Source organism: Microcoleus sp. AT9b-C3, assembly GCF_036705485.1.
GTDB lineage: Bacteria > Cyanobacteriota > Cyanobacteriia > Cyanobacteriales > Microcoleaceae > Microcoleus.
Genome location: NZ_JAUBUR010000051.1, coordinates 32,204 through 37,778 on the forward strand (window position 1 = coordinate 32,204; position 5,575 = coordinate 37,778).

A 5,575-nucleotide genomic window follows, 5' to 3' on the forward strand; every position below is an offset into this window, starting at 1 on the left:
ATTAAATAATTGAATAATTATTGATATTATTCTTAAATTCCCAATACCCAATTCCCAATACCCAATTCCCAATTAATATGTCTCTTCCTCCATTGGCCCACAAAGTTATCGGCGTTGCTGCAATCTGGAACGATCGCCAACAAATTTTGATTGACAAGCGCCGACAACATGGACTGCACGGGGGTTTCTGGGAGTTTCCGGGCGGAAAAATAGAGCCTGGGGAAACAATCGAAGCTTGCATAAAACGGGAAATTATGGAGGAGTTGGGGATTGTCGTAGAAGTAGGCGATCGCTTGATTACAATTGACCACGACTACACTAAATTTACAGTTAGACTATACGTGCACCACTGCCGCCACATCAGCGGGGAACCGCAAACGATCGAATGCGATGAAATTCGCTGGGTGACACTTGACGAAATTGACCAATTTACTTTTCCCAAGGCAAACGCACAGATTATTGCTGCACTGCGGAAAACTTGAGCTGTAATCTCAAACTCGGTTGCTACTGACAACTGTCAACTGTCAACTATTTTTGGACGGGCAGAGTAAAGTGAAAACAACTGCCTCTATCGGGTACAGAGTCTACCCAAATTTGACCGTAGTGGGCGCGGATGATGCCTTGACACAGAGACAGTCCAATGCCGTAACCGTCTGTTGATTTATCTCGCTGCAAGCGAAAGCTGTCTTCAAAAATGCTCGCGCAATCTTCTTCAGGAATTCCCGGGCCGCTGTTGCAAATGCTGACTTGAACTTTGTAAGCGGTGCGGTGGAGAATGGAAAGATTAACAGTTCCTTGGTCTGGGGTGTACTTGCTGGCGTTGTCAAGCAGGTTGACTATGACTTGTTTGATGCGATCGGGATCGGCATAAACCAAGGGCAAATCTGCAGGAATGTCTGTTTCTAAGTTCAGACTTTTCGCCTGAAATTTGTCTTGAAATTGCCCTATTACATCTTGACAAATCTCCCCCAGTTCGATTCTTTTTGGTTCAATGTGGAGTTGAGCGTTTGTACCCCGGGCTGCTTGCAGGATATCTGTAATCATCCGATCGACAATTTGGATTTGGCGGCGGGCTTGTTTCATCAAATGAGCCGCCAGACTCGGTGTCAAACGCGACTTTTCCCCCTCTTTCACCTTCTGACTTGACTCCAAAGTCTCCAAAGCCAAAGATGCTGCCGTTAAGGGATTACGCAAGTCGTGAGCTAGCATCGCAATAATCCGGTCTTTCAACTGCAACTGCTCTTGCAGGTGTTCTTTTTCCTGTTTGAGGCGAAAAACTTCATCAGAAAGCTGCACAATTTCGGCGGCGCAAGCAACGGAATAGAGTGGTTTTGGGTTAGTCAGGCTTTCAGCAAGTGCTGGGGCTGACTGTTGCTGAGCTGCGTATTCCTCTACAGAACGCTTCCAGCGGGGCCACCAGTGTTCGAGTTGGGCGATTAAATTGCTGCCGGCGAGAGTTTGTCGCGGGTCTGGATGAATTTTGAGCAGCGAGGGAGTGGCTACAAGTTTAAAGTGTTCGGCTAAATCGGGCTGTTCTCCTACGTCGATGATTTGAAGCTCAAAGTCGCAGTCTGCTTTGAAATCCTTTAGGGACTTGCGGATGTGTCTGGTCTGTTCTCGGGAAGAGGAACGCTTGTCTACAAACAGCAAAAGCTGTAAAAGCGGTGCGGAATTGACCGGCTGTTCGGGAGAACAGTCAGTGCCGCTGGTGCCGGGTGTGGGATGGACGCTGTTGAGCTTTTCGATCGGGTGAAAATAATTGAGCATTGCCGAGCCGAGTTATTTCACTTCTACTTTAATTTAATACTTACTTTAGATTTATGCTATTGTCCGATAATTTCATTACAGGCGGGCAGATGATATTTTTGAGATGGAAGAAAAATGAGTCGCTGGGGGTGGTGGTTCAAGTGGCGGTCGCCTTTTTTGTGCTGTGCCTGTTGCTGACGCTGCACCGCTACTACAGCTTTTACGCTACTTACGACCAAGGCATTTTCAATCAACTTTTTTGGAACGGCACTCGGGGTCACTTGTTTGAGAGTTCCCTCTCTTCGGCTTTGTCCACTAATGTGGTTCACCAAAATCAGCTCCCGGAAGTATCTTACTACCGGTTGGGGCAGCATTTCACGCCGGCGCTGATGCTGTGGCTGCCAATTTACTCGCTGTTTCCCTCGCCCGTCACTTTGACTGTGTTGCAGGTGACTTTAATTACGGCGGCGGGAGGAGTGCTCTATGCTCTCGCCAGACACTATCTGGAACCAAGGCTGTCGGCGACAATTGTTGTGAGCTATTACTGCGCTAACGCTGTCATCGGTCCGACTTTGGGTAATTTTCACGATATTTGTCAAATGCCGCTGTATGTCTTTAGCTTGCTGCTGGCTATGGAGAAGCGCTGGTGGCCATTGTTTGGGATTCTGGCAACTTTAATTTTGGCCGTGCGAGAAGATGGGGGAGTTGTTTTATTTGGCGTCGGAGTTTACCTGATTTTGAGTCGGCGCTACCCTCGGACTGGTTTAGCGGTCTGCATACTCAGTTTTGGTTATATGATCGTCCTAACTAATCTGATTATGCCTTTGTTTTCTGCTGACATATCCCAGCGGTTTATGATGGAGCGCTTCGGTCAATATGCCGATGGAGATGAAGCTTCTACTCTAGAAATTATTTGGGGAATGGTGAGCAATCCCTGGCGGTTGGTGGCTCAGTTATTTACGCCGTTTTTTGGTAAGATTAGATACCTGCTTGGCCAGTGGTTGCCATTAGCTTTGGTTCCTGCTTTCGCGCCTGCATCTTGGATGATAGCTGGATTTCCGCTGCTGAAGCTATTTTTAGCGAAAGGAGAGTCGGTGCTGGCAATTAATATTCGCTATGCGATGACTGTGGTTCCAGGGCTTTTTTATGGGGCAATTCTGTGGTGGGCCCAGCGTCAAAAGGAAGAAGATAGAATGGTGAGAGAGGAAAGAATGTTTTTGCGTTTTCCTTCTGCTTTATTTCCTCTGCCTTCTTCTTCAAAGTTTCGCCGCTTTTGGGCGTTTTGCATCTGTTTGTCGTTATTTTTTACCTTCACTTCTAACCCAAATCGGACTTTTTCTTGGATTTTGCCCGATGCGATCGATCCTTGGGTGCAGGTTCCTCTCGTCAGACAATGGCAGCACGTTTTGCAAGTGCGGCCGCTATTGGCTCAAATTCCTGCTGATGCTAGCGTGGCAGCGACGAATACTATTGTGCCGATTTTGTCAAGCAGGCGGGAAATTCTCAGGTTTCCGATGTTTGAACTCCGCAATGATGCGGGGAAGGCAGTGAAGATGCAATATGTAATTGCCGATATGTGGCAGTTGCTGCAGTATCAGGCTGCGTTTCGCGCGGAACGGGGACAGTTGCGGGAGATCGTACCGGCGATCGATCGAATGTCCAAATCTGGAGAGTACGGCATTGTTGGCTTTGAAGACGGCGCGATTTTGATGCGTCAGGGTGCTGTTTCTAATTCTGCATCTGCTGCTGCTTGGACCCGTTTTCGCGGCGAATTGGAGCCGATTTTGAAGAAACGGTAAGCGGGTAGGCGCGATCGCCATTGCTTCCCTCAGTGGCTCAAATCTTGAGGAAACCTGTTTTTTTCAGGTAATGGCGATCGAGCAGTTTCATGCAAAAACTAGGTTTAGGCATGATTTTCTGTCTTTGTTGCTGCCAAAAGTCAGGCATTGGGCATCAACTTACGATCGACTCAAATTTGAGGCCGATCATTTTACAATAAATCTGTTAATCCTAAACATTAAGTTATATAAATTATTTGGAGGAAGAAAGATGAAAATTTTGGTATTGGCATGGGAGTTTCCTCCCAGAATCGTAGGCGGTATCGCCCGCCACGTATCGGAACTGTATCCTGAATTGGTAAAGCTGGGCCACGAAATACACTTAATTACAGTAGAGTTCGGCCACGCACCGATGTACGAAGTGGTGGAAGGAATACGTGTGCATCGGGTGTTGGTGGGGCACGCCAGGGATTTTTTTCACTGGGTGGCGAATCTCAACCAAAGCATGGGCCACCAAGGCGGCAAACTAATGCTTGAGGAAGGCCCCTTTGATATCATCCACGCTCACGATTGGTTAGTGGGAGATGCGGCGATCGCCCTCAAGCATACTTTTAAAGTACCGCTAATTGCCACCATCCACGCCACCGAATACGGGCGCTTCAACGGCATCCACAATGAGGGGCAGCGCTACATAAACGCCAAGGAAAACGACCTCGCTTACAACGCTTGGCGGGTAATTGTTTGCAGTGATTATATGCGGCGAGAAGCCGAACGGGTACTATCGACTCCGTGGAACAAAATAGAGGTAATTTACAACGGAATTAGACCCGATAAAAAGCCCAAGTGGCACGAATTTGACGCGATGGATTTCCGCCGCAGGTTTGCTGCTGATGATGAAAAAATTGTCTATTATGTAGGAAGAATTAGCTATGAAAAAGGTATTGGTGTATTTCTAAATGCGGCCCCTAAAGTAATTTGGGAAATGGGGGGTAAAGCAAAAATTGTAATTGTTGGCGGCGGCAATACCGACCAGCTCAAACATTTAGCTTGGCATTTAGGAATTTGGAATAAGTGTTATTTTACTGGGTTCATGTTTGAGGAACATCTTGATAAATTTCAGACGGTGGCTGACTGCGCGGTTTTTCCCAGTCTTTACGAACCTTTTGGGATTGTAGCATTAGAAAGCTTTGCTGCAAGAGTGCCTGTGGTGGTTTCGGATGCGGGCGGACTTCCAGAGGTGGTGCTGCACACTAAAACAGGCGTTGTTACTGAGGCAAACAATCGGGATTCTTTGGCCTGGGGAATTTTGGAGGTGCTCAAAAATCCGGGTTACGCGCAGTGGTTGGTTGACAATGCTTATCAGGATTTGGAACGCCGGTTTAGTTGGCCGAAGTTGGCGATAGAAACCGAGTGGGTTTATGAACGGGTGGTGCAGGAAAGGGCTGAGGTTGATTGGTAAGAATGCTGACTGTTGACTGTTGACTGTTGACTGGGGATCATCCCGGTTTTGCAAAAGCCTCAAATGGCGTATAGGTCGTTGAGGTAGGCACAACGAAGTTTTAGCATTTGATTGACATTTTTTTTTACCATTGAGAAGAAAGAAATTCTCAACCTTCTATCTATTTGTTTGACTGTCGATTCCACGGCTCCCGAACCGATGGAACAAATTTTGTCTTGTGATAATTGCTCATAGTTAACAATTCGATAGCGATGCTTTTCTAGATACTTGCAAAAATTTTAGGCAATCCGACAAGAGTTTCAAGAGTTGGCTCGGCGACTTACCACTAGCATTGTTACTCAATTCAATAACTTAGAAATAGCAAAAAATCTGGGTGGAATTGGTATCGGTGGACTAGGTATCGCTTCATCAATCAACTCAGATATTGGAGGTGTGGAGGTTTTATGGGTGGTTTAGGTTTTGGTGGAAGCGATCCCTAATTCAATGAATAACGGGTAAGCGCAAAAAAACCATAGTATAGTCATTTCAAATAAATGTGAGACAAATGCAAGATGATGTAAAATGAAGAAAAATGGTTAACTCGGAGCTGAAA

At 46.6% G+C, this 5,575-nt stretch carries 4 protein-coding genes and 1 pseudogene; 3 read left to right on the forward strand and 2 right to left on the reverse strand.

Features of this window, described 5'->3' with window-relative positions:
• The first annotated feature begins 77 nt into the window (after positions 1–77).
• Positions 78–482 (forward strand): 8-oxo-dGTP diphosphatase MutT, encoded by a 405-nt coding sequence (gene mutT, locus QUB77_RS28620; RefSeq protein WP_333323625.1) that lies wholly within the window; start codon positions 78–80, stop codon positions 480–482.
• Between the two features lie 46 nt (positions 483–528).
• Here the strand turns inward: mutT and QUB77_RS28625 are convergent, their stop codons facing one another.
• Entirely contained in the window at positions 529–1,767 is a 1,239-nt protein-coding gene (locus tag QUB77_RS28625) for a histidine kinase (protein ID WP_333323627.1), read from the reverse strand.
• Between the two features lie 53 nt (positions 1,768–1,820).
• Here QUB77_RS28625 and QUB77_RS28630 point away from each other — a divergent pair, with 53 nt between their 5' ends.
• Together QUB77_RS28630 and QUB77_RS28635 are read left to right on the forward strand one after the other, a co-directional pair.
• Positions 1,821–3,545: a DUF2079 domain-containing protein gene (locus QUB77_RS28630; RefSeq protein ID WP_333323629.1), complete on the forward strand. Its 1,725-nt coding sequence runs from the start codon at positions 1,821–1,823 to the stop codon at positions 3,543–3,545.
• A 250-nt stretch (positions 3,546–3,795) separates the two neighbouring features.
• Entirely contained in the window at positions 3,796–4,983 is a 1,188-nt protein-coding gene (locus QUB77_RS28635) for a glycosyltransferase family 4 protein (protein WP_333323631.1), read from the forward strand.
• A gap of 59 nt (positions 4,984–5,042) precedes the next feature.
• Here QUB77_RS28635 and QUB77_RS28640 read toward each other — a convergent pair.
• Positions 5,043–5,261, reverse strand: a pseudogene (locus QUB77_RS28640) (ISKra4 family transposase); the annotation flags it as partial.
• Positions 5,262–5,575: the final 314 nt, after the last annotated feature.

Excerpts from the sequence above, each read along its gene's own strand:
- mutT (WP_333323625.1), top strand. The coding sequence starts at position 78 with ATGTCTCTTCCTCCATTGGCCCACAAAGTTATCGGCGTTGCTGCAATC.
- QUB77_RS28625 (WP_333323627.1), bottom strand. The coding sequence starts at position 1,767 with ATGCTCAATTATTTTCACCCGATCGAAAAGCTCAACAGCGTCCATCCC.
- QUB77_RS28630 (WP_333323629.1), top strand. The coding sequence starts at position 1,821 with ATGCTATTGTCCGATAATTTCATTACAGGCGGGCAGATGATATTTTTG.
- QUB77_RS28635 (WP_333323631.1), top strand. The coding sequence starts at position 3,796 with ATGAAAATTTTGGTATTGGCATGGGAGTTTCCTCCCAGAATCGTAGGC.